The organism is Microbacterium sp. RURRCA19A, from assembly GCF_900156455.1.
In the GTDB taxonomy this organism is placed as follows: domain Bacteria; phylum Actinomycetota; class Actinomycetes; order Actinomycetales; family Microbacteriaceae; genus Microbacterium.
On sequence record NZ_FTNQ01000002.1, the window covers coordinates 52,766 to 75,407 of the forward strand.

16 protein-coding genes are annotated in these 22,642 nt (G+C 71.4%); 9 read left to right on the forward strand and 7 right to left on the reverse strand.

Going from position 1 to position 22,642, the window contains the following annotated elements; genetic code table 11:
• Positions 1-136: 136 nt before the first annotated feature.
• Positions 137-2,164, reverse strand: coding sequence for a DNA helicase RecQ (gene recQ / locus BW982_RS08240; RefSeq protein WP_076493581.1), 2,028 nt, complete (start codon positions 2,162-2,164; stop codon positions 137-139).
• 251 nt (positions 2,165-2,415) lie between these two features.
• Between recQ and BW982_RS08245 the strand changes: the two genes are divergently transcribed.
• Both BW982_RS08245 and BW982_RS08250 read left to right on the forward strand, forming a co-directional pair.
• Positions 2,416-2,754 carry a GNAT family N-acetyltransferase gene (locus BW982_RS08245; RefSeq protein WP_076492099.1) on the forward strand — a complete coding sequence of 113 codons (339 nt, stop codon included), beginning with the start codon at positions 2,416-2,418 and terminating at the stop codon, positions 2,752-2,754.
• The gene (locus BW982_RS08250; RefSeq protein WP_076492101.1) at positions 2,751-3,773 is read left to right on the forward strand and encodes a pirin family protein; all 1,023 of its coding nucleotides are present in this window, start codon (positions 2,751-2,753) and stop codon (positions 3,771-3,773) included. The genes BW982_RS08245 and BW982_RS08250 overlap by 4 nt, the downstream gene beginning before the upstream one ends.
• Positions 3,774-3,943: 170 nt before the next feature.
• Here BW982_RS08250 and BW982_RS08255 read toward each other — a convergent pair whose 3' ends face one another.
• Complete coding sequence (locus BW982_RS08255; protein ID WP_076492103.1) at positions 3,944-7,516, reverse strand: S8 family serine peptidase; 3,573 nt, start codon at positions 7,514-7,516, stop codon at positions 3,944-3,946.
• Positions 7,517-7,667: 151 nt separating this feature from the next.
• On the opposite strand from BW982_RS08255, the gene BW982_RS08260 reads away from it, so the two are divergent.
• Positions 7,668-8,222, forward strand: a complete 555-nt coding sequence (locus tag BW982_RS08260; protein WP_076492105.1) for an ECF transporter S component — start codon at positions 7,668-7,670, stop codon at positions 8,220-8,222.
• Here BW982_RS08260 and BW982_RS08265 read toward each other — a convergent pair.
• From BW982_RS08265 to BW982_RS08275, 3 genes are read right to left on the reverse strand one after another with little or no spacing between them, the layout of a single operon-like run.
• Positions 8,219-8,770 carry a hypothetical protein gene (locus BW982_RS08265; protein WP_076492107.1) on the reverse strand — a complete coding sequence of 184 codons (552 nt, stop codon included), beginning with the start codon at positions 8,768-8,770 and terminating at the stop codon, positions 8,219-8,221. The genes BW982_RS08260 and BW982_RS08265 overlap by 4 nt on opposite strands.
• The gene (locus BW982_RS08270; protein ID WP_076492109.1) at positions 8,767-9,114 is read right to left on the reverse strand and encodes a hypothetical protein; all 348 of its coding nucleotides are present in this window, start codon (positions 9,112-9,114) and stop codon (positions 8,767-8,769) included. The genes BW982_RS08265 and BW982_RS08270 overlap by 4 nt, the downstream gene beginning before the upstream one ends.
• The gene (locus BW982_RS08275; RefSeq protein WP_076492111.1) at positions 9,111-10,892 is read right to left on the reverse strand and encodes a TIGR03767 family metallophosphoesterase; all 1,782 of its coding nucleotides are present in this window, start codon (positions 10,890-10,892) and stop codon (positions 9,111-9,113) included. The genes BW982_RS08270 and BW982_RS08275 overlap by 4 nt, the downstream gene beginning before the upstream one ends.
• A gap of 155 nt (positions 10,893-11,047) precedes the next feature.
• Between BW982_RS08275 and BW982_RS08280 the strand changes: the two genes are divergently transcribed.
• Both BW982_RS08280 and BW982_RS08285 read left to right on the forward strand, forming a co-directional pair.
• Positions 11,048-12,793: an ABC transporter ATP-binding protein gene (locus tag BW982_RS08280; protein ID WP_076492113.1), complete on the forward strand. Its 1,746-nt coding sequence runs from the start codon at positions 11,048-11,050 to the stop codon at positions 12,791-12,793.
• A complete protein-coding gene (locus BW982_RS08285; RefSeq protein ID WP_076492114.1) occupies positions 12,790-13,548 on the forward strand; it encodes an energy-coupling factor transporter transmembrane component T family protein in 759 nt (252 codons plus the stop codon). The genes BW982_RS08280 and BW982_RS08285 overlap by 4 nt, the downstream gene beginning before the upstream one ends.
• Before the next feature lie 6 nt (positions 13,549-13,554).
• Here BW982_RS08285 and BW982_RS08290 read toward each other — a convergent pair whose 3' ends face one another.
• Positions 13,555-14,649 (reverse strand): M15 family metallopeptidase, encoded by a 1,095-nt coding sequence (locus BW982_RS08290; RefSeq protein ID WP_139327378.1) that lies wholly within the window; start codon positions 14,647-14,649, stop codon positions 13,555-13,557.
• A 129-nt stretch (positions 14,650-14,778) separates the two neighbouring features.
• On the opposite strand from BW982_RS08290, the gene BW982_RS08295 reads away from it, so the two are divergent.
• Both BW982_RS08295 and BW982_RS08300 read left to right on the forward strand, forming a co-directional pair.
• Positions 14,779-16,164, forward strand: coding sequence for an AAA family ATPase (locus BW982_RS08295; RefSeq protein WP_083696599.1), 1,386 nt, complete (start codon positions 14,779-14,781; stop codon positions 16,162-16,164).
• Between the two features lie 47 nt (positions 16,165-16,211).
• Positions 16,212-18,347, forward strand: coding sequence for an intein-containing Rv2578c family radical SAM protein (locus BW982_RS08300; protein WP_139327379.1), 2,136 nt, complete (start codon positions 16,212-16,214; stop codon positions 18,345-18,347).
• Between the two features lie 51 nt (positions 18,348-18,398).
• Here BW982_RS08300 and BW982_RS08305 read toward each other — a convergent pair whose 3' ends face one another.
• Positions 18,399-20,711: a DEAD/DEAH box helicase gene (locus tag BW982_RS08305; RefSeq protein WP_076492116.1), complete on the reverse strand. Its 2,313-nt coding sequence runs from the start codon at positions 20,709-20,711 to the stop codon at positions 18,399-18,401.
• Positions 20,712-21,072: 361 nt separating this feature from the next.
• Here BW982_RS08305 and BW982_RS08310 point away from each other — a divergent pair, with 361 nt between their 5' ends.
• Together BW982_RS08310 and BW982_RS08315 are read left to right on the forward strand one after the other, a co-directional pair.
• Positions 21,073-21,696 carry a putative antibiotic biosynthesis monooxygenase gene (locus BW982_RS08310; protein ID WP_076492118.1) on the forward strand — a complete coding sequence of 208 codons (624 nt, stop codon included), beginning with the start codon at positions 21,073-21,075 and terminating at the stop codon, positions 21,694-21,696.
• Complete coding sequence (locus BW982_RS08315) at positions 21,693-22,598, forward strand: aldose 1-epimerase family protein (protein WP_076492120.1); 906 nt, start codon at positions 21,693-21,695, stop codon at positions 22,596-22,598. Before BW982_RS08310 ends, BW982_RS08315 begins: the two co-directional genes overlap by 4 nt.
• The last annotated feature ends 44 nt before the right edge of the window (positions 22,599-22,642 follow it).

A 22,642-nucleotide genomic window follows, 5' to 3' on the forward strand; every position in this document is an offset into this window, starting at 1 on the left:
GTTGCAAAGGGATGCCTCCACGGTAGGAGTCCCACAACATCCGATCAAACGTTGTGTGAGGTGTACACAACGAGATGCGGAGAGGGCGCCGCCGGTGGTTGTGGGGGGTCAACATCCCGGAGGTTCCGGAGATGCGTCAGTTCTGAGCGACGACGGTCAGGATGCCGTCACCGTAGGCCTCACGCTTCTTCGCACCGATACCGGTGATGCCGTCGAGATCGGACAGGGACGCCGGACGTGCCGCCGCGATCGCCCGCAGGGTCGCGTCACCGAACACGATGTAGGCCGGGACGCCCTGCTCGCGGGCCTGCTCCGCGCGCCACGCACGCAAGGCTTCGAAGAGGTCGCGGTCGCCGGGGGCGACGTCGTCCGCGCTCGACTTCCGTGGTCGGCTCGAGCCTCCGCCGGACCGCCCCAGCGCGTCGCGACGCAGCGGAACCGGTGTCTCTCCGCGGAGCACCCCGCCCGAGGCCTCGCTGAGCGCGAGCGTGCCGTAGTCGCCCTGGGCCACGATGATGCCGCGGGCGAGGAGCTGCCGGATGACGCTGCGCCAATCCTGGTCGGACAGGTCGGCCCCCAGCCCGTAGGTGCTGAGGCGATCATGCCCCTGCTGCGCGATCCGGTCGGTCTTCGCGCCGCGCAGGATGTCGATGAGATGACCGGCGCCGAAGGCCTGACCGCGCTCCCGCTGCAGGCGGACGATCGTCGAGAGCAGCTTCTGCGCCGCGATGAGGCCGTCCCACGTGTCGGGGGGCGTGAGACACGTGTCGCAGTTGCCGCACGGCTCGGACTGCTCGCCGAAGTAGGCGAGCAGGTTCTGCCGACGGCATCCGACCGTCTCGCACAGGGCGAGCATCGCGTCGAGGTGCTGACCGAGCCGCATCTTGTAGGAGCGGTCACCCGGGGATTGGTCGATCATGCGGCGCTGCTGGACCACGTCGCCCAGGCCGTACGCCATCCACACGACCGAGGGGTCGCCGTCTCGACCGGCGCGGCCGGTCTCCTGGTAGTAACCCTCGACGGACTTCGGCAGATCGATGTGGGCGACGAACCGGACGTCGGGCTTGTCGATGCCCATGCCGAAGGCGATCGTGGCGACCATGACGACGCCGTCGTCGCGGAGGAAGCGCGACTGGTTCGCCGCGCGGATCGAGGCATCCAGACCCGCATGGTACGGAAGGGCGTCGAGCCCCTGCGCGGCGAGGTAGGCCGCGGTCTGCTCCACGCTCTTGCGGCTCAGCGCGTAGACGATGCCCGCCGACCCCTCGGGCTGCGAGCGGATGAACGACACCAGCTGACGGCGCGGATCCACCTTGGCATCGATGCGGTACTGGATGTTCGGGCGATCGAAGCTCGCCACGAACGTGCGGGCGTCGCGGAGCCGGAGCCGCTCGACGATCTCGCGAGCGGTCTCGGGCGTCGCGGTGGCGGTGAGCGCCATGCGCGGGACGCCCGGGAAGCGATCGGCGAGGTCGCCGAGCGCGAGGTAGTCGGGACGGAAGTCGTGACCCCACTGCGACACGCAGTGCGCCTCGTCGATCGCGATGACGCTGAGCCGGCCGCGTGAGAGCAGGCCGAGCGTCTGCGCACCGTTCAGACGCTCGGGCGCGACGTACAGGAGGTCGAGGTCGCCGGCGAGGTACGCCTGCTCGACGGCCTGACGCTCGGCGGGGGCCTGCGTCGAGTTGAGGTAGGCCGCGCGGACACCGTTGGCGACGAGGGCATCGACCTGGTCGTGCATGAGCGCGATGAGCGGGCTCACCACGAGGCCCGTGCCGGGGCGCACGAGCGCGGGCACCTGGTAGGTGACGCTCTTGCCACCGCCGGTCGGCATGAGCACCACGGCGTCGCCGCCGTCGATGACCTGCTGCACGATCGCACCCTGATCGCCGCGGAAGGCGTCGTAACCGTAGACCTCGTGCAGGACCTCGCGCGGGTCGCGCCCGGTGAAGTCGCGCACGTCGGGGAGCTCGCGGGCGGTCCCGGTCGCGACCGCGGCGCGGGCGAACGGCGACATCGCGGCATCCATCGGCGGGGGCGGAGCGTCGGGGTCTTCGGGCGGGGCGAAGAGATCGGGGTCCCAGTCGGCACCCGCGTAGGGATCGTCGTACGCCTCGGGGGGCGCGTCGGCGTACGGCTCGGGGGCGGCGCCGGGGAATGTCACCTGACCACGGTAACCCGGGGCACCGACACCGATCCGACGCCCGTCGCACATCGGTGGAGAACGTCTCGCGTCTCCGCGAGCGCGAGCGGAGGAGATTCGGCGGAGGGAGGACGTTCCCCGGCCTTCGGGTCCTCCGCTCCCGGTATCCCCTCCCTCGCGCGAGATCGACGGCCGGTGTTCCCGCGCACGGGGATGGCGGAACAGCGCGCGCCCTGCGAACGTTGACGGAGGAACCGACGACCGGAGGCGACATGACCGACGAAGTGACCGTTAGCCGTAACGACGAGGCGCACCGCTACGAGGTGTTCGTGGACGGTGAACTGGGCGGCATCCTGCAGTTCCGACCCGCGGGCGAGGGGCGCGTCGTGCTGCCGCACACCGAGATCGACTCCGCATTCAAGGGCAAGGGGCTCGGTTCGACGCTCGCGAGCGAAGCACTCGCCGATCTCGCGCGCCGCGGAGACACGATCATCCCGACCTGCCCGTTCGTGGTGCACTACCTGCACGAGCACGACGTTCCCGGCCTCGTGATCGACTGGCCGGCCGACGAGGACGCGGCCGACTCCGCCGACCCGAGCGAACCGGCGTGACGAGGCTCGACGTCGCGCCGCCGGCATCCGAAGGTCCCGTCGACTGCGACGGCCCGCGCGCGCTCGTCGTCGAAGCGCGGGAAGTGCCCCTCGGAGGGGTCCGGGCGATGGAGGTGCACCGCACGCTCCCGCACCGGGCGCTGCCGATGGTCGGCGCGTGGTGCTTCCTCGACCGCTTCGGCCCGCAGGAGACGGTGATGCGCGTCGAACCGCACCCGCACATCGGCCTGCAGACGGTGACCTGGCCGATCATCGGAGAGGTGCGGCATCGGGATGCCGTCGGGAGCGACGTCGTCGTGCGTCCCGGCGCGCTCAACCTCATGACCAGCGGCGAGGGCATCGCGCACTCGGAGTACTCGGTCGGTGAGGAGCCGATCCCGCTCGACGCCCTGCAGCTCTGGGTCGCGCTCCCCGAGTCGCGCCGCCACGGCCCGCCGGCGTTCGAACGGCACGAGCACCTGCCGGTGCTCGACCTCGGAGACGGGGCGGACGCCGTCGTCGTGATGGGCGAACTCGGCGGTGTCTCCTCCCCCGCCACCGTCCACACCCCGATCGTGGGCGCCGAGCTGCGCCTGCCCCCGGGGGTCGTGGTGCGTGTACCGCTGCGGGCCGACTGGGAATACGCCCTCTCCGGAATGATCGGCTCCGCCGATGTGGAGACGGGGGTGTATGCCACCGACGCCGACGCCGCGCAACGCCCGGTGCCCCTCGCGCGCACCGGGGGCACGGCATCCGTCGACGGAACGCGACTGCTCTATCTCGGGACGGGCCGCGACCACGTGGACATCACGGCGCCGGAGGGCGCGCGGGTGTTCCTGCTCGGCGGCGAGCCGTTCGAGGCCGACATCGTGATGTGGTGGAACTTCGTCGGCCGCTCACACGACGAGATCGAGGAGGCGCGGGAGGCGTGGGAGGCGGGCGCTGCGCGCTTCGGCGCGGTCGTCGACCACGGCCCCGAGCGCGTCCCGGCCCCGCCGCTCCCCGCGGTGCGCCTGACGCCGCGCCGGCGTCGGGTGTAGCGCGGGTCGCGCGTCCCGCGAGACTGCGCCCGCCCGACATCTCCACTGCAGCGTGCAGTGGGTTCGTCGCGCGGATGCGGTCTCGGCGTCGATCGGCCCGCCCGAGCCCGGCCCGCACACGCGAACGCGGCGCCCGAGCCGGAGCCCGGACGCCGCGCGGGTGCTGCGGATCAGCGCAGCACGATGAACGCGCTGTGCGCGGTGGAGGCCTCGACCGTCTCACTGCCCGAGTACTTCACGGTCACCACGCGCAGGCCCCGCGTCTGCGGGTCGAGCGTGATGGTGGCGCGGCCGTCCTCGAGGGTCGCCGTGTAGGGCTTCCCGGCGACGGTCACCGTCACCTCTCCCGTCGGGGTGGGCCCGGCGAGCGGACGCACCTTCACGGTCAGGGTGTACGTGTCGGAGCTGCGCCCCACCCACGGGTTCACCGTGACGGTGGTGAACGAGGCGACGACGACGGGGACGCCCGCGCTGTCGGCCGTGCCGGTGAGACCGGTGGCCGTCGACGTCGCGGTCACCCGCACCGTCAGCACGGTGCCCAGATCGGCGCGCGTCACCCGGTAGGTCGACGACGTCGCCCCCGGGATCGGCTCGCCGCCGCGCAGCCACTGGAACGTCGTGGTGACCTCGGCCGGATCCCACGTCCCTGCCGTGGCGGTCAGGGTGCGGCCGAGCTTGGCCGTGCCCGACACCGTCGGCGCCTCCACGACGACCGGTGCCGCTTGGCCGGAGTCGACCGTCAGCACCGTCTGCACGCTGGACTCGCCGTACTGCACGACTCCGAGATACCGCGTCTGCGGCTGGAGTCCCTGCCACGACAGGGCGTACGAGGTGGCGACGCCCTGCTCGGCCGGGATCGGGTTCGGCGTGGCCGTCAGCTGACCCTCGCCGCCGGGCTGGACGTTCGCGTAGGACATGTCCCACGTGAACGGCGCGGTGAACGAGTAGATGTTCGCCTCGACGAGGTACGTGCCCGGGGTCGGGTTCGGCAGCGACACGCGCTCGTCCGCCGAACCGGTCGCCGAGGTGAACCGCTCGTAGTACCGGAGGTCGTCGGGGCTCACCACACGCGACACGAACAGGTCGAGATCGCTGCCGGTGTCGTCGGAGGAGTCGAGGTCGAAGCGCGAGAGGGTCGTCCCCTCGGGCACGTCCACGATCCACCGGACGTAACCGTCCGCGTCACCCGAGTCCTGGTTGCCGGAGTGTCCGTCGACCGGGTTGTCGGGATCGGTCAGCAGCGTGACGGCCGAGAGACCCGACACCGTCAGCGGCAGGTCGCCGCTGACGCCCGGGAGGATCTCGACGTTCGTCGAACCCGACAGCCCCGCGCCCGCGACCTCGGCCGGGGCCTCGGCGGTCGTGGGACGCACGGCGATGGGCGAACGCACATGGCTGTCGCCGCTCGTCCAGGTCAGGAACCCGGTCGTCCATTCCTCGGCCGGGGCCGTGGTGCGGGTGAACGTGACCGTGAAGTCCTGCGTCTCGCCCGCGGCGCCGAACGTCAGCGTCGACGGCTCGACCGTGGCATCCAGGCCGGGGACGTCGATGGATGCCGTGAACGTGCCCGCCTGCGTGGACGTCACCGTGCGGGTGACGGTCTGGGGCTTCGCGAGCGAACCGATCGAGATGGAGGCGAGGTTGAGGTCGCTGCCATCGATCGGCTCGACGCCGGAGTCCTCGAGGCCCTTGCCCTGCAGGAACGCCGCCCAGTCGGCGGGACCGTTGAGGTACAGCAGCCCCGGATCGAAGTACTTCGTGGGGTCGACGTGTCCGGCGCCCTGCGCGAACGGGTCCTGCGCCGGGGCGCCGTCGACGTCCACGGTGTCGTACGCGGTCGTCATCATGGCCGACTTCACCTCGGCGGGCGTGGCCAGCGGCCGCTCCCCGAGGTACAGCGCGGCGAGACCGGCGATGTGCGGCGACGACATCGACGTGCCGGAGAGGAACTCGAACGTGGGAGCCGCGCCCTCGGCGTTCGCGGCGGCGGCGAGGATCGCCACACCGGGAGCCGAGATGTCGGGCTTCAGCACGTCGCTGCCGTCGGCGAGCATCGGTCCGCGGCTCGAGAAGCCGGCGACCTGCGGCGTCGGCGTCTCGACACCCGTGACGTTCTCGCCGATCAGCGTGGCCGTGGCATCCGGGGTCCCCTGCACGTAGGCGAGCAGGTCGTCGCGGTACCGCGCGTCGATGTGCACGGTCGGCACGGAGTGGAAGTCGTTGTCGACCGAGGCGGGGGTGACGTTGACGAGGATCATGCCGATCCCGCCCGCCTCCTTCACGGCCTGCGACTTCTCGATGCGGGCGTTCTGCCCGCGGTCGCAGACGACGATCTTGCCCGCGGCCTGCGCCGCGTCGAGCGATCCGAGCAGGCACAGGGCCGCGTCGGCCGGGTCGGCTCCGGATGCCGCGATGTCACCCGCGTACACGACGGGCCCGGTGACGTCCTCGCCCGCGCGCACGGACACGGACGCGCCCGCGGCCTGGAAGCCGTTCGGGAGCTTCACGGTGCCCTCGTAGGTGGGGATCGTGGAGGCCGCGACGGTGGTGTACCAGGGCGACGCGTGGTCAGCGGTCGAGGCGTCGGGGCCGGAGTTGCCCGCCGAGACGGCGACGAAGACACCCGCGGCGGCGGCGTTGAAGAACGCCGCGTCCTCGAGGGCGAGGGTGGTCGTGGCCGCCCCACCGCCGATGGAGTAGTTGATCACGTCGACGCCGTCGGCCACGGCGGCGTTGATCGCCCCGAGCAGGTCGCTCAGCGCGCAGACGTCGTCGGTGGTGACCAGCGGGTCGGGGCCCGAGTAGCACGCCTTGTAGGCGGCGACCTTGGCCGCCGGGGCGACTCCCGAGATCGCGCCGAAGTCGATGCCCTCGACGCTGGCTTCGACGCCGTTGTTGCCGGCGGCGGTGCTCGCGGTGTGCGAACCGTGCGCGTCGCCGTCGCGCGGAGAGCGGTAGTCGGCCTCGAAGGTGAAACCGGTCGCGGCGGCACCCTGATCGAAGTAGCGCGCGCCCACGAGCTTCGTGGAGTAGTCGTCGACCGACCAGCCGTCGCCGGTCGCGACGCGCGGCGACCGGAAGTCGGTGCCGTCGGCCTTGCGGTACACGACGTCGTTGCCGTCGAGGTACGGCTCGTCGCCCGCGGTCGTACCGAGCGGGTCGCCCGCGAACGACGGGTTCTCGGGCGCGATGCCGGTGTCGATGACACCGACGACGACACCCTCGCCGGCCGCGTCGATCCCGCCGACCTTCTGCCACACGCCGCCGTCGCCCTCGAGACCGAGGAACTCGGTCGACGGCACGGCCGCCGGGTGGCGGATCTCGTCGGGGACGACCTTCTGCACGCCCTTCGTGGCCGCGAGCTTCGCCGCCTGGTTCGGGTCCATCGCCGCGCTGAAGCCGTTCACGGCCAGCGTGTAGGAATAGTCGGCATCCACTCCGGCCTCGGCGGCGACGTCCTGCTGACGCTGCTCGAGGAAGGCCGAGTACTCGCGGACCGCGTCCGAACCGGTGTCGAGACGCGCATCGTCGGACTTCGTGGCGCGAAGGCCGGCCTCGCCGCCGTCGTAGGTCGCGACCGGGGCCTCGTCGAGCACGACGATGTACCGGCCGGTGGCGGATTCGATGGGTGTGGGGGGTGTCACCCCCTCGTCCACGACGGCAGCCTGCACGGAGGTGACTCCGGCAGCGGTGAACAGCCCGGCCAATGCGATGACCGCGGCCGAACGCAGGGTACGACCCATAGTGCGCTCCAAACGGGGGGATGAATTGAGCGATGTGCGCGACATCTTCGGCGCGCGTCGCACAAACATAACTCACGGCAAATTCATCACCAACGTTTTCTTTTGGACCGCGTCCGAGAATCGGATGCCGTCGGGCCGATACGCTGACCCCGTGTCGTCGGCATCCCGTCTGTCCACCCGCGTGCTCCTCGTCTGCGCTGCGATCGGCGTGGGCACCGGCATCCTCGGCGGCGCCGCGGGCTGGCTGACGCTCGTCGTGCTGGCCACCGCGCCCTGGGCGTACGGTCTGGTGCTCGGGTCGCACGTCCTCCCCGGGATCATCGCGCAGCAGGTCGTCCGCCGGGCCTGGGTGGCGCTTCTCACGCACGTACTCGCGGCGCTCGTCGCCAGCGCCATGGCGCCGCAGTGGACCTTCCGCTTCCTCGGCACGGCGATCCTCTTCGGCGGCATCCAGGAGGCCGTCGCCGCCCTCACCCGCTACCGCGTGTGGGCCGCGGCCCGCTTCTTCGTGTCGGCCGTGATCATCGGTCTGCTCGTGGCCGCGGCCGTGTGGTTCGCCGCCGACATCGGCGCGCTCGCCCCGTGGGCGCAGATCACCTATCTCGTGATCGGTGTGCTCGGCCCCGTCGTCTGGACGGCCGTGGGCATCGCGATCGGCGCGGGCCTGCGCGGCGCGGGCGTCGCGCGGGGACTGTCGCGGCGCTAGACGGACCGACGCGGCCGCACCGCCAGCCGCGCCCATGCTCGCGCCAGGAGAGCGGCGAGTGCCCCGACGACGACCCACGTCAGGAACGACCCGAGCCCGCCGGTGACCAGGAACCCGAACAGCAGGGCGGCCACGACGAGCACCGCGATCGCCAGCGCGGTGAGCACCGCCAACAGCACCGCCCGGACCGGATGCCACGCGAACGCGCGCGGACCGCTCCACGCCGTGGCATCCGGGGTGCCGGCGGGGGAGGCGAAAACGAAAGCGACGAGGAGCGCGGGGAGGAGCGTCGTCGACGACACCACCGCGAGCGCACCGACGATCACGAGGGACAGCGCCACCGCGGCGAGCGCGCGCAGCCACCGTGCGCCGGGACCGCCCACGAGCGCGACGACCGCGGTCGCCGCGGCGCCGAGGGCCCCCACGGAGGCCGCGAGCAGGCCGAGGAAGCCGGGCGTGACCGCGGGCGTCGCCCCCGGCACGACGCACAGGGCTTGGACCACGGCGTTCACCACAACGACCGCGGCGACCAGGAACACGCGCTTCACGGGTCGACCCCCGCGGCCTGGTCGATCACAGCGCTGACGCTGCCGGTGAACACCGTGTCGGAGCCCACGGTGACGCGGAAGCTGTCGGGGTCGGTCGACGGCGAGGCGGCGGTGACGGCTTCGCCCGCGGCGGTCGTCCCGGTGCACGAGATCGCGCCGTCGTCCGAACGGGTGCAGGTGGGTACGGCTTCGAGCGCGATGCCCTTCTGCTGCAGGACGTCGATGGTCGCGAACCGCACCTCCGTCAGGTGATTCCCGCCGACGGGGGCGATCGCGGCGATCTGCGAGCAGCCGGTCAGGGTGAGAGCTGCGAGCAGAGGCAGGGCGAGGAGAGCGCGCCTCACAGCCCTCGCTCCTTCTCGTACGCGAGGATCCGGGCGCGCTCGGTGACGTGCTGCGCCTCGAGCTGAGCGTCGGTGATCACCGACAGGTCGAACGGAGCCGGCAGCAGGAGTTCGGTGTTGCGGTCCAGAGGCGAGCCGCGGCGCATGAGCGGCGTCTCGGCCCAGTCGTTGGCGGCGAGCTCCCGGCTGCGGCTCGCCAGGTCGGCGACCGAGCCCGAGTTCCCCGGCACGGCGGGTGAGGCGTGGTCGAGGACTGTCGTGAACAGCGAGAGCGTCCCGTCGCGGTTGTCGACGATCTCCACGACCTGCTGCTGCTGCGGGAAGTCGATGCACGACGCGGTCGTGATCTCCCAGAACCCGCTCTTCGCGTTCGTGTGGGCGAGGATCTGATTGAGGTGCGTATGGCCGTTCAGCCACCCCACGACGACCGGGAACTCCAGCAGCATCGCGACGAACTCCTCGGCGCCGTACAACTTCTCGTAGGCCCCCGGACGGGTGGCGCGGTTCTCGAGCGTGAGGCTGTTGTGGTGGCTGAAGATCAGCGCCAGCACCTGGTCGCGCTGCGCGATCTCGAGCTGCGCGCGCAGCCACTGCATCTGCGACTCGGGGACCGCGCCGTCGGGTCCCGCGACGGCGTTGCACGTGTCGAGCCCGAACGCCCGGATCCGCGGGCTGAGGTCGGCCTGCCACCACGTCTCTCCCGACGTCAGGTTGTGGGTCGTGAAACCGTGGCCGACGGGCCCGGGCGTCGACTCGGTACGGAAGTGCTCGGCCATGAAGTCGCGCTGCTCGAACAGGTACCGCTCGGGGTTGGCCGTGACCTCCTTGAACCCCGGCCCCCCGGATGCCAGCCCCAGAGCCCCCAGCACCTGTGCGAGGACGCTGGTGCCCGCGGCCCACCCTTCGAGGGCGGTGGATGCCGTGGCATCCAGGGTGTACGACTTCCGGGCGCCGACCGCGAGCGCTCGGAGCTGCGGGCTGATGTCGAAGGTTCCGAGGAGGAGCGTGTCGTGGTTGCCGTAGACGGCGTACCAGGGCGCGGGCAGGCCGACCGACTTCACGGGCTGCGCGATCGCCTGCGCGAGCATCTCGGGGAGGCGCGGGAAGCCGTAGTCGCCGAAGTCGCCGCCGCTCGGGTCTCCGGGACGGTACGCCCACGTCGCCTCGCTCCAGGCCTGCACGCCCTGCCACGTCGGTCCGCCGGTGGCCGGGTCGACCGCCCGGCCGTCCATGAGGTCGATGTACCAGCGCAGCTCGAGGTGCGAGTGCATGTCGGCACTGTCGCCGGTGACGATCGCCGCGCTCATCGGCGCCCCGGTGAGCGGGCTGTACCGGGCGTCCGAGAAGGCCTGCACCATCGCCGCCGTGGCGTGCGGGCTGAGCGGATCCTGCGGGTGGAAGGCCGACCCCCACGCCGCGTGGGCCTGCACGATCATCGGCTCGATGCGCCCCGGCGACTGCGCCTCGATGACGTGCAGGTCGGAGAGATGCCCGAGGTACAGCAGCGAGCGGCGGGCGGTCGCGCGCGCGGGCGACGGCGAGCGCCGCAGCACGTCGATGCGCGGCAGATACGGCTCGCCGGGGCCGGTGGTGAGCGTGCGGTAGTTCCCCGACAGGAGCGAGCCCTGCCGGATCGTCTGCAGGAGGGTCGAGGGGATGCCGGCCGGCGGCGTGGCCGCGCGCGCGAGCTGCGGCGCGAGGACGTCGAACCCGAGCCCCGTCGCGGCGGCAGCGGCGGCGGTGGCGTGCAGGAACTGACGGCGGGAGAGACCGGTCACGAGATCGTCCGTTCGGGCGGAGGAAGACCTCGAATGTACCGTTCGCGCAATCGGGGCGTCCAGAGCGCGCGGGATGCCGTCGCCTCGACGTCGAGACGCCGCCGACGCGGGTAAGGCGCACCTAACTAGACTGGAGGCCTCGCCGAAGGACACCCGTGACCACCCATCCGCACCCCACAGCCGCGGCGCCCCGCGCGGGCGTGCCCGCGCTGCTGCGCCTGCGGAACGTGGCCGTCACACATCTCGAGGCCGACCGCCCGACGCCCGCCGACGTGAGCTTCGAGGTGCATCCCGGCGAGGTGGTGCTTCTGCTGGGCCCGAGCGGGTCGGGGAAGTCGACGCTGGCACTCACCCTGAACGGACTGCTCCCGCACGCCGTCCCGGGCGAGGTCACGGGCACCGTGGCCGTGGGCGGAGCGGATGCCGCGACCACCCCGGTCGCCGAGCTCGCGCAGACCGTCGCGATGGTCTTCCAGGACCCCGACGCGCAGCTCATCACCGGCAGCGTGCTCGACGAGGTGTGCTTCGGGCCCGAGAACCTCCGGCTCCCCGTGCCCGAGGTCCTCGCCCGGGCCGAGGCCGCCCTCCGCCGTGTGGGGCTCTGGGAGCGGCGCGACGACTCCCCCGACGTGCTCTCCGGCGGGGGCCGGCAACGCCTCGCGATCGCGTGCGCGCTGGCGATGGCATCCCCCCTGCTCGTCCTCGACGAGCCCACCGCGAGCCTCGATCCGGCCGGTGTCGCGGAGGTCTACGCGGCGCTGCGCGAGGTCGTCGCCGAGGGGGACCGCGCGATCGTGCTGATCGAGCACGATCTGGATGCCGCGGTGGAACTGGTCGACCGGGTCGTCGCGCTCGACGGAGACGGGCGTGTCGTCGCGGACGGCGATGCGGACGAGGTCCTGCGCGATCGGGCGGCCGAACTCCACGACCTCGGCGTGTGGCTGCCGACCGCGACGCTCGCGGCCCTGCGCCTGCGTCGCGCGGGATACGCGCTCCCGCGGCTGCCGCTGACGCCCGAAGAACTGCGGGCGTCGCTGGAAGAGCTGCCCCCCGTCCCGGCATCCCTCCCCCGCCCGACCATGGAGCACCCGGTGGGTGAGCCGATCGTCGCGGTCCGGGGGCTCACGGTGACGCGGGCCCGCACGACCGTGCTGCACGACGTCGATCTCGACGTGCGGGCTGGCGAGTTCGTCGCCGTCGTCGGCCCCAACGGCGCCGGCAAGACGACCCTCGTCCAGGCGATCTCCGGCGTGCGGACGCCTCCACGGGGCACCGTGCGAGTGGACGGGCTCGACGTGCGGCGCCTGCCCCCGCGGCAGCTGTCGCGTCATGTCGGATTCGTGTTCCAGAACCCCGAGCACCAGTTCGTCACGACGACGGTGTTCGACGAGATCGCCCACGGCTTGCGGCGACGGCGGCTGCCCGAGGCCGAGGTGCGCGCCCGCGTCGACGAGATGCTCGACCGGTTCGGGCTCGCCGACCGCGCCGACACGCACCCGTTCCTGCTCTCCGGCGGCCAGAAGCGACGGCTCTCCGTGGGCACGGCGCTGGTCGGCGGAGCACGGCTCCTCGTCCTGGACGAACCGACGTACGGGCAGGACCGCGCGCGCGCCGACGAGATGATGGCGATGCTCGACGACCTCCGCGCCGAAGGGACGACCATCGTCGTGGTCACGCACGACCCGCAGCTCGTCGCCGAGCACGCGGATCGAGTGATCGTGATGGATGCCGGCCGGATCGCCTCCGACGCATCCGTCGACGCCGTGTTCGCCGACGCGGCACTGCTCGAGCGCACGGGCCTGGGCTTTCCGCCGCTGCGGCGCGCGTTCGCCGGGCTGGTGCGGCATCCGGAGCTGGCATCCCTCACGCGCCTTCGAGACCTTCCCGGAGGCGACCGGTGACCGCCGTCACACTCTCGCCCGCGCGGCCGGCGTTCTTGCTCGGGCTGAACCCGCTCGCGAAGATCGCGGCCGCGATCCCGGCGATGATCGCGCTGGTCTTCGTGCGCGATCTCGCGACCCCGGCGACGTTCCTCGTCGTCGCGTACGTCCTGCTCGTGTGCGGCGCGCCGCTCTCGGCACGGCTCTTCGTCCTGCTCGGCGCGGTGGTGCCGCTCGCCGTGGTCGTCGTCGGCCTGGGGTTCGCGGTGTGGGTCGATCCGTCGATCGGCGGCCATCCGGTGGTGCGCGTCGGCGACTGGGCGCTGACCGACGCGGCACTCTCCGTCGGGTTCGCGACCGGTCTGCGCCTCGCGGCGATCATGGCCCTCGCGTTCCTCGGCGGCCTCACCACCGGGGGCACCGATCTCGTCCGCGCGCTCGTCCAGCACCTGCGCGTGCCGTACCGGATCGGGTACGCCGCTCTCGCGGCGATCCGGTTCGTTCCGAGGTTCGGTCGAGAGCTCGAGGTCATCCGCCAGGCGCACCGCGTGCGGGGCGTCGGGGGTTTCGCGCCGACGCGGTGGATCCGCACGGTCGTCCCGCTCCTGGCGGGAGCGATCCGCCACGCGGAGCGGGTGGCCCTGGCGATGGATGCCCGCGCCTTCGGTGCCCACGCCGACCGCACCGAACGCCGTGTCGTCCCGTGGCGGCGGCGGGACACCGTCTTCGTGCTCGCGTTCTGGCTGCTGTCGGCGGCCGTGTTCGTGCTGGTGTGATGCGGATCAGTACGTCGGAGCCGCCGGGAGTCCGAAGAACTCCTCGAGTGTCGTGAAGCCGCCGTCGTGGTACGCCTTCGCCAGCTCCGGACCGATGTACCGCAGGTGCCACGCCTCGGGTTCGTAGCCGGTGACATCGATGCGCCCCACGTCGTACCGGGTGATGTAGCCGTACTCCCACGCGTGGTCGCGCACCCACGCGCCCTGACTCGATGCGGCGACATCGTCGAGCGTCCCGCAGGAACCGTCGCACGGCACGATGTCGACCGCCAGCCCCGACTGGTGCTCGCTGAACCCGGCACGCGCGCTCTCGCGGTCGGCCTCTTCCACCCCGCTGACCGACACGCGGTCCGCATACGTCGACTGCTGGTTCTCGTAGGAGCGGAAGGCGCTGAGATACCCGATCTCACCGGCCCCGGCATCCGCCGCTCCGCGCACGAGCGCCGTCAGAGCGTCCGCCGCGGTCCGGCGCAGACCCGACTCCTTGAGCGCCCGCACATCGTCGGGCATCACGATGTCGCCGGGCCGGTAGTCGGCGGGGTCGAAGGGACGCTTCTTGTTCACCACGACCCATTCGCGGTTCGGGTCCGACAGCGAGACGCACGGGGCGATCCCGGATGCCACGGCGGCCCGGAACGCCGCCGCCCCGCCGATCGCGGCGATCGTCGCGGTGTCGTCGCCCGTCGCGAGGACGGAGGTGAACGACGGGTCGTCGCACGGGCTCTTCGGCGCCGGCGCCTCGGCGAGCACCGGGACCGGCAGTCCCTCGGCCGGCACCGGCGGCGGCCCGACCCTCGCCGCCGCCTCCGGAGCAGCCAGCGGCGTCGAGGCGCCCCCCGCTGTCGCGATGCCGACGGCGAGCGCTCCCGCGACGACGACCGTCAGTCCCAGCGCGAGCGCCGCGAGCCGCCGACGGACCCGACGAGGGCGGGACGCCCAGCGCACCGGGCCGCGGCGCGGACTCGCCGTATCCTCCCGCCGAAGACGTCGTGTCGGCGACGGTTCGGTCGGAGGCACCACGGCGACCGCCGCCGTCGCCCGTCGCTCCGCTTCGGCGCGCGCGGCGCGGCGCGGCGAGAGCTCGGGATCGAAGGACGTCACTCGATCCATTCTGACTCGGTCGTCCGCCTCGGTCGAGGGGGCGCTCGGCGTCCGACGACATCCGCGGTTGCCTCTCCCCACCCGTGCGGGCAGGCTGGGGAGCGTTGTGATCGAACCGGGGGGGCATCCATGATCGACGACGAGGACCGCGACATCCTGCGCACCGCGCACCGCTACCTGGAGCACGTGCACCGGCTGGCCGCCGAGGACGCCGCGCATCGCCAGAGCGAGCTCGCCGAGGTCATCTCGGCCCACCTGGGCGTGGATGCCACGACGGTTCCGGTCACGACCGAGTCGCTCCCCCTGCACCGCTACGTCGACGCGGACATCGCGCTCGACGAGCTGAGCGCGCTCGGCGAGGGCCGGGTGATCGGTGTCACGGGCGGCGACCAGCGGTGGCACCTCTCGGCATCCGATCTCCTGTCCGCCTCCTACGCCCGCTTCGCGCCCGGCCCCATCTCGTACGAGACGCGCGCGGTCGGGCCCGGCGCGGAGCGGCGCGTCGTCGCGTTCGGGGTGCGCCTGTTCACGTTCGACGGTCATCCCCTCGCTGTCGTGCAGCGATCCAGCGCGAGGAACGTCATGCCTCCGACCGCGCAGCTCGAGCTCTTCGGAGCGGACCCGGATGCCATGGGTGCCGCCCTCGACGAGATCCGTCGCCTCATGGTCGAGCGGAGCGTCCTCCGCGGCCACGTGCTGTCGTTCGTGCCGACCGAATACGGGTCGGAGGCGGGGGCGACATTCCTCGCACGCCCGACCGTCGACGCCGAGGAGGTCGTGCTCGGCGACGGCGTGCTCCAGAGGATCGTCGATCACGTCGTGGGAATCGGCGACCATCGCGACGCGCTCCGCGCCGCCGGTCAGCATCTCAAGCGGGGCGTCCTCCTCTACGGGCCGCCCGGCACGGGCAAGACCCTGACGGTGCGCCACCTGCTGTCGCGCACCGCGGGCACCACGGCCGTGGTGCTGACCGGGTCGAGCGTGCGCTTCGTCACGGCCGCCGCGGAGATTGCGCGCACGTTCGCCCCCGCGCTGGTCGTGCTCGAAGACATCGACCTCGTCGCCGCCGATCGCGCCTACTCCCCGCAGCCGGTCCTGTTCGACGTCCTCGACGCCCTCGACGGCTTGGAGCCGGATGCCGACATCGCCTTCGTCATGACCACGAACCACGTGCAGATCCTCGAGGAGGCCCTGGCCGCCCGGCCCGGCCGCGTCGACCTCGGTGTCGAGATCCCCCTCCCGGACGTCGCCGCGCGGCGGCGCCTGTTCCAGCACTTCGGCGGCGGCCTCCGCTTCTCCCCCGAAGCCCTGGACGCCGCAGCCGAGCGAGCAGAAGGCACGACCGGCTCGTTCGCGAAGGAGGTGATGCGTCGTGCGGTCCTGCGTGCGGCGCTCCGCGGCGACGACGCTCCGACCGACGGCGATCTGGCCGCGTCCCTCGAGGAACTCCTGTCGTCGGGGGAGGCGCTGACCCGCATGCTGCTGGGCGCGAAGGAGTCTTTTTCTTCTATGTGAGGATGAATGAGCTTGCCCTTTCTTCGAACACATGTTCCCATAGTGCGATGAGATGGCAGGGACAGAAGCTCGGCGTCGACGACACGGCCGCGCTTCCCGGCATGGAACGGATGGACGGCCTGGTCCGGTCGGTGACGACACCCGAGTTCGCTGGCATGACGTTCCACGAAGTACTCGCCAAGACCGCGCTCAACCGTGTCCCCGGCGCCTCCGCCATGCCCTTCGACTGGACCGTGAACCCCTACCGGGGATGCAGTCATTCGTGTGCCTACTGCCTCTCTCCGGAAACGCTCATCATGATGGCGGACGGAAGGCACAAGCCTCTCGCCGAGGTGAAGGTCGGCGACGAGATCGTCGGGACCGAGCGACACGGCGCGTACCGCCGGTTCGTGCGCACGGTCGTCGAAGCGAAATGGCCGACGCGAAGGCGAGCCTTCCGGGTGGCGCTGGCAGACGGCACGGAGATCATCGCGAGCGCGGACCATCGATTCCTCACTGAGCGAGGGTGGAAGTTCGTCCGCGGCGCGATGCAGGGGGCGGAGCAGCGCCCCTACCTGACCCCGTCGAACCACCTGCAGGGTTTCGGGCTGGGCGCCCCTCTGACGGACGCCATGGAAAGCGAAGACCGCAAGCAGGGGTACCTCACAGGCATGGTCCGTGGCGATGGCATGATCTTCCATCGCACTTACGACGACGGGCAGCGGGTTCGCGACATCCACAGATTCCGTCTCGCGCTCGCGGACAGGGAGCCTTTGGCGCTGACACGCACGTATCTCGAGGACCGTGACATCCGAACCGATCAGCGCCCCTTCGCCGTGCCGATGGGCTATCGGCCGATGACGGCAATCCATACCGCCCGAGCTGCCGATATCGCGCGCCTCGAGGAGCACATCGCCGTCCCGAAGCACAGGTCGTCCGAGTGGTACGCGGGGTTTCTCGGCGGCATTTTCGACGCGGAGGGATCCTGCTCGCGCGGCATCCTTCGAATCTCGAACGCGAACAGGGAGTTGCTCGACCTCATCGAGGAAGGCTTCGCCCACTTCGGGTTCGACGCGGTGCGCGAAATCAGACCGAACACCGACGTCTGCGCGGTGCGCCTCCGAGGCGGCCTGGCTGCGCGTCAGCGGTTCTTCCGCATTGCGCGTCCCGCGCTGACACGCAAGCTCGACATCGTCGGAACGGCCGTGAAGACCGGTTCCGACCTCCGCGTCGTCGCGGTGGACGATCTGGGTTACGAGATCGACATGGTCGACATCACCACCGGCACGGGCGACTTCATCGCGAACGGCGTCATCAGTCACAACTGCTTCGCTCGCAAGACGCACGAGTACCTCGACCTCGACTCGGGAGCCGACTTCGATTCGCAGATCGTGGTGAAGGTCAACGTCGCCGACGTGCTGCGCGGCGAACTGCGCCGGGGGTCCTGGGCGAGGGAGCCCGTGATGCTCGGCACCAACACCGATCCGTACCAACGGGCCGAGGGGCGCTACCGGTTGATGCCCGACATCATCGGCGCCCTCACCGAGAACCGGACGCCGTTCTCGATCCTCACCAAGGGCACGCTGCTGCGCCGTGACCTGCCGATACTGACGGACGCGGCGAAAGAGGTGCGGGTCACGCTGGCGATGTCGATCGCGGTCTTCGACGACGCGACGCAGCGCTCGCTCGAACCCGGGACGCCCAGCGCGGAGGCCCGGCTCGACACCGTCCGCGCCGTCACCGAGGCGGGGTTCCGGGTGACCGTCTTCCTCATGCCGATCCTCCCGCACCTCACCGACTCGGTCGTCGCGCTCGACCACGCCCTGGGGAGGATCCAGGCGGCCGGCGCCGCACGGGTGGTCTACGGCGCGCTGCACCTTCGACCCGGCGCCAAGGAGTGGTTTCTGCAGTGGCTCGAACGCGAGCATCCCGAGCTCGTGTCGTCGTACCGCGGCCTCTACCCCGGGGTGTCGGCCCAGGCGCCCCAAGCGTACCGGCGCTGGCTGGGCAAACGTGTGCAGCCGCTGCTGCGGATGCACCACCTCGACGGGTGGGACGAAGACGACCACCCGCGCGGCAGACCGCAGCCCGGGCTCGCGGCCCGCACCGCGACGACACCGCGGCTCGGACCGGTGCGGACGACCGCGTCCGCGGCATCCGCTCGCCCCTCGGTCGCTCCGGCGAGCGAACCCACCCTGTTCTGAGAACGCGAGAGCCCCGCCCGCACACGGCGGACGGGGCTCTCGGGTCGAGGCTCAGGACGTGACGTCGGAGAGCTGACGACCCGCGAGCTCCTCGATGACGTCGTCACCGAGCTGCGTCTCCTCGAACGGCGCCTCGATCTCGGCGCGGTCCAGCAGCTCGGTCATGCGGCGGCGGCGCTGACGCGTGATGAGCGTCACCACCGTGCCCCGACGACCGGCGCGACCGGTGCGGCCCGAGCGGTGCAGGTACGTCTTGTACTCGTCGGGGGCGTCCGCCTGGATGACCAGATCGATGTCGTCGACATGGATGCCACGCGCGGCAACGTCGGTGGCGACGAGGACGTTCACGCGACCCGAGGTGAGCTTCTCGAGGTTGCGGGTGCGCTTCTGCTGGTTGAGGTCACCGTGCAGCGCGACCGCGGCGATACCGGCCTCATCGAACTGCTCGGCGAGCATCTCGGCGTACGCGCGAGTGCGGGCGAAGACGAGCGTCTTCCCCTCGCGGTCGACGAGCGAATCGAGGATCTGCGCCTTGTCGCGGTGCTCGATGACGAGGACGCGGTGCTCGATCGTGCTCGAGTCCTGGTCTTCGCCGGCGACCTCGTAGACGGCCGGCTCGACGAGGAACTCGTCGACGAGGGCCGCGACCTCACGGTCGAGCGTGGCCGAGAAGAGCAGCTTCTGGCTGCCGTCCGCGGTCGCGCGGAGGATGCGCTGCACCGGCTCGAGGAAACCGAGCTCGCACATGTGGTCGGCCTCGTCGAGCACCGCGATGCTCACGTCGGACAGATCGAGCTTGCCCTGATTGAGCAGGTCCTCGATGCGGCCCGGCGTGCCGATGACGATGTCGACGCCCTTCTTGAGCGCACCGACCTGACGAGCCTGCGGGACACCGCCGTACACCTGCGTGGTGAACAGGCCGACGCTGCGGGCGAGCTCCTGCACGGTGCGGTCGATCTGCAGCGCGAGCTCGCGCGTCGGGGCCATGATGAGCGCCTTCGGGGCGCGGCCGAATTCGCGGCGCTTGCCCGCCTGAGCGCGCAGGATGCTCTCGACGAGCGGGGCGCCGAACGCGATGGTCTTGCCCGAGCCGGTGCGGCCGCGGGCAAGGACGTCGCGGCCCTCGAGGATGGGGGCGACGGTGGCGGCCTGGATCGGGAACGGGCTGGCGGCGCCCAGACCGGCGAGGGCGCGGACGATGTTGTCGCCCAGCCCCAGGTCGGCGAAGCCGGCGCCGGTCACGGTCGCGGCGTCCACGGCCTCGGCCTGAAGACGCTCGTGCACGACGTCGACGCGCTGCTCGTGCTCTGCCGAGCGCTTCGGAGTCGCGTTCCAATCGCTCCGGCTCGGACCGTCGGTGCGACGCGGACGGTCGCTGCGCTCGAACGAACGCGCGGGGCGCTCGTCACGAGCGGGACGGTCACTGCGGTCGAACGAACGCGCGGGGCGGTCCTCGAACGAACGGCGGGGACGGTCGTCGCGGTCGAACGAACGAGCGGGCCGCTCGCTCCGATCGAACGAGCGAGCCGGGCGGTCGTCACGGGCCGGACGGTCGTCACGACGGTCGAAGGACCGCGCGGGGCGGTCGTCGAACGAACGCGCGGGGCGGTCCGAACGGTCGAACGAACGGGCCGTCCGGTCGTTCCGGTCGAACGAACGCGCAGGACGCTCGCTCCGGTCGAACGAACGCGCGGGACGGTCATCACGCGCCGGACGGTCCGAACGGTCGAACGAACGGGCCGGACGGTCGTTCCGGTCGAACGAACGCGCGGGACGGTCATCGCGCGCCGGACGGTCCGAACGGTCGAACGAACGCGCAGGACGATCGTTCCGGTCGAACGAACGCGCGGGACGGTCATCGCGCGCCGGACGGTCCGAACGGTCGAACGAACGGGCCGGCCGGTCGTTCCGGTCGAACGAACGCGCGGGACGATCGTTCCGGTCGAACGAACGGGCCGGACGGTCGTCGCGGGCCGGACGCTCGTCACGACGGTCGAACGAACGCGCGGGACGCTCGCTCCGGTCGAACGAACGGGCCGGACGGTCGTTGCGGTCGAACGAACGCGCGGGCCGATCGTTCCGGTCGAACGAACGCGCGGGACGCTCGTCGCCACGGGCCTGGTTCTGGATGCCACGGGCGTCGTCGCGGCCGACGCGGTCCTGCGCTGTCCACCGGCGCTTGGCCGGGGCGGCGTCCGCCTCGGGGGCACGGTAACCGCGGTGGCCGGGGCTCTTGCTGCCCGGCTTGGCGGGTGCTTCGCCGCCGGGGCGGCGCTTGCGGTCCTGGAACGAGGTCTGGGCGCCGTAGCGGGGCTCGAAGTTCTTCGCGGCGCGACCGCCGGCGGGCTTCTTGTTCTTGGGCATGAGTGACTTCCTGGGTTCTGTTCGCGCGAAACAGCGACACCGCGTGGCGGTGCGATTACCCGGACTGTCGTCGGCCGGGGGCCATTCACTGGAGATGGTCGAGGCCGCGATCGCGTCCTGTCCATCGGCCCCTGAGACTCACAAACCCATCCGCATACGATGCGGTGTCTAGAGCCGACCGCCCGACATTACCGGTCGCGCCTGGGAATGGCATCCATGTCTTTGCCGTCTGCCCTCGTCCCACTTATCGCTGTCTGCGGGGCGCGGAAACGACCACGAGTGGGACATCCACCGTCATAAGTGGGACGAGGTCGGCATGACCAGCGCGCAGTGCCCACCCCCGCTGCCCGAAGATGGAACCATGGCAGAAACCGACGCCCACCCCATCACGGTGGCGATCGAGCGGCGCATCGACCCGACGCGCATCGCCGAAGCGACCTCCTGGATGCAGGCCGGCACCGACCTCGCGACCGCCTTCCCGGGCTTCCTCGGCTCGGGGTGGGTGCGCGCGGGCGAAGACAGCGACCTCTGGTACATGCTGTACCGCTTCCGTGACATCACGACGCTCGAAGGGTGGGAGACCTCGTCGCAGCGGCAGTGGTGGCTCGACTCGGGCCGCCCCTTCGCGCGGGAGGAGCGCGTCGAACGCCGGACGGGCATCGAGGGATGGTTCGACGCTCCGTTCGGCTCGGTCCTGGATGCCGTGGATGCCACGACCTCGCCCGTGCAGCAGCCGGTGCCCGCCGCTCCCCCGCGGTGGAAGCAGGCCGTCACCATCTGGGTCGGCTTCTTCCCCACGAACCTGCTGGCCAGCTGGCTGCTCGGGTTCGTCCCGGGCTTCGCCGAGATCCCGCTGCCGCTGCGCGTGCTGTGCACGACGGTGCTGCTGACGCCGGTGATGACGTACGCGGTGCTTCCGTGGGTGACGCGACTCCTGCGACCCTGGTTGCAACGCCCGCCCCGTCCTCGAAAGGCCGCCCCATGACCGCCGACCCCACCGGCCACCGCTTCCGCCTCCGCGGCCCCCGCTCCTCCGCCGAGATCGCGCAGGTGGGCGCGGCGCTGCGCGCCCTCACCGTCGACGGCGTCGACCTCGTTCCGCGCTACGCCGACGACGTCCCGACGCCGGCGGCATCCGGGGTCGTCCTGGTCCCGTGGCCCAATCGCATCCGCGACGGCAAGTACACCTTCGGGGGCGTGGACCGGCAGCTCGCGATCAGCGAGCCGGCGTTCGGCAACGCCAGCCACGGTCTCCTCCGCTTCGGTTCCTACACCGCCGCCGAGCAGACCGACGAACGCCTCGTGCTCACCGCCGACGTCGTGCCGCAGACCGGCTACCCCTTCCACCTGCGCACGCGCGTCACCTACACCCTCCTTTCCGACGGCCTGCACGTGGAGCACCACATCGAGAACGTCGGTGCCGACACCGCTCCGGTGGCGCTCGGCATCCATCCGTACCTGCAGATCGGCGGGGTCCCCACCGAAGAGCTCGTCGTGCGATCGACGGGGACGACGACACTCGTCCTGGACGACCGCAAGCTCCCGATCGACGAGGTTCCGGTCGACGGGGCCACCGACCTCCGCGCGGGTCGCCGCCTCGGCGACGTCACCCTCGACAACGCTTATCGCGGCCTGGAACGGGATGCCGAGGGGCGGGCGCGCCACACCCTCACGGCGCCCGACGGGCGGGCGGTGGAACTCTGGCAGGACGCGGGCTTCGCGTGGGTGCAGGTCTTCACCACCGATCGCTACCCGGGGAACGCTCTGGCGGTCGCGATCGAACCGATGACCGCGCCGTCGAATTCTTTCGCGTCCGGAGTGGACCTCGTGTCCCTTCCGCCGGGCGGTGAAATGCGTCGCGAATGGGGCGTTTCTTACCGCGAATGAGGCTCTTGTCCCCCAAATGGGGGACAACGAATTTCGCATACGAT